This is a genomic window from Methylomonas sp. Uni0011 (assembly GCF_056850255.1).
This window is the reverse complement of sequence record NZ_JBVVNO010000049.1, coordinates 1-1,241: the sequence shown is the minus strand read 5'-3', so window position 1 is coordinate 1,241 and position 1,241 is coordinate 1. Positions and strand designations below refer to the sequence as shown.

At 60.3% G+C, this 1,241-nt stretch carries 1 protein-coding gene; it reads left to right on the top strand.

The genetic code is table 11. From position 1 onward, the window contains the following. Window positions 1–1,241: ABC transporter transmembrane domain-containing protein (locus AC0IM9_RS20430; RefSeq protein ID WP_482805242.1), on the top strand; the 1,241-nt coding region annotated here is incomplete at both ends.

Here is a 1,241-nt window from a genome sequence, read left to right as displayed (position 1 = left end):
GCGATGCTGTTCGAAGCCGCCTTGTCCGGTATCCGCACTTGGGTGTTCGCTCATACCAGCAGCAAGATCGACGTGGAGTTGGGCGCCCGCTTGTTCAAGCATTTGTTGGCCTTGCCCACCGCCTATTTTCAAGCCCGCCGGGTCGGCGATTCGGTCGCCCGAGTCCGCGAGTTGGAGAATATCCGTTCGTTTCTGACCGGTAATGCCATCACCTTGTTGCTGGATTTGCTGTTCTCGGTGATCTTCATCGGCGTGATGCTGTATTACAGCGTCTGGCTGACCCTGATCGTCGTAGTATCGATACCGCTGTATATCCTGTTGTCGGTCGTGTTCACCCCGGTGATTCGGGCTCGATTGGACGAGAAATTTAACCGTAGCGCTGAAAGCCAGGCTTTTTTGGTGGAGACCATCAGCGGCATCGACACGGTCAAGGCCATGGCGGTCGAACCGCGTTGGACCCAACACTGGGAGAAGCAACTGGCCGCTTACGTTACCGCCGGCCTGTCGGTCACCCAAGCCGCCACCTTGGCCGGCGGCGGCGTCAATCTGATCAGCAAACTGGTGACCGCCGCGATCATGTGGCTGGGCGCCACGCTGGTAGTCGACGGTCAGTTGACCGTCGGCGAACTGGTGGCCTTCAACATGTTGTCCGGCCAAGTCTCGGCCCCAATTTTGCGGCTGGCGCAGCTGTGGAACGACTTTCAGCAAGTCGGCATCTCGATGCGCCGCTTGGGCGACATTCTCAATACCCGCAGCGAAGTCATGGGCCAAAAGACCCGGCTACCGCGGATTGCCGGCGCGATCGAGTTCGACCAGGTGTCGTTCCGTTACCGGCCGGATGCGCCGGACGTGATTCGCGGGGTCGACTTACGCATCGCGCCGGGCGAAGTGATCGGCATCGTCGGTCGCTCCGGCTCCGGCAAAAGCACCTTGACCAAGCTGGTGCAGCGCCTGTTCGTACCGGACCGCGGCCGGGTGTTGATCGACGGTCACGACATCGGCATCATCGACACCGCTTCGCTACGCCAACAAATCGGCGTAGTGTTGCAGGAAAATACTCTGTTCAACCGTTCGATTCGCGACAACATCGCCTTGGTCAACCCGGCCTTGCCGTTCGAAGCCGTGATCGAAGCCGCCAAACTGGCCGGCGCCCACGAGTTCATCTGCGAATTGCCGGAAGGTTACGACACGCTGGTCGGCGAACACGGCACCGGTTTATCCGGCGGCCAGCGCCAACGCAT